Source organism: Pseudomonas sp. FG13, from assembly GCF_057809755.1.
The window spans coordinates 1-320 of the sequence record NZ_JBMDKO010000121.1 but is presented as its reverse complement, the minus strand read 5'-3'; the positions used below and the strand labels follow the sequence as shown (position 1 = coordinate 320).

Sequence of the window (320 nt, the reverse complement as noted above, 5' to 3'; positions counted from 1 at the left end):
ATGTACCGCCGCCATCGCGAGCAAGCTCGGCTCCCACAGTGGTTTGGCGTCGCGTGTAAATAATGTGTTCATCACCATCCCCTGTGGGAGCGAGCCTGCTCGCGATAGCGGTGGGTCAGCCGTCACTTGAGCGACAGACCCACCGCAGCCGCTTTACAACAAGCTGATCGGGTAGCTGATAAAGATGCGGTTCTCGTCGAACTCATTGGTACTGTAGTCCCGACGAATCGACGCATTACGCCACTTTACGTTGAGGTTCTTCAGTGCACCGCTCTGCACGGTGTACGCCAGTTCGCTTTCACGACCCCATTCCTTGCCGT

At 56.9% G+C, this 320-nt stretch carries 1 protein-coding gene; it reads right to left on the bottom strand.

Annotation, left to right across the window (positions count from 1 at the left end):
* Positions 1-153: 153 nt before the first annotated feature.
* Positions 154-320 (bottom strand): OprD family outer membrane porin (locus ACODTO_RS29590; RefSeq protein WP_489107479.1); only part of this gene is annotated, 167 nt, incomplete at its 5' end.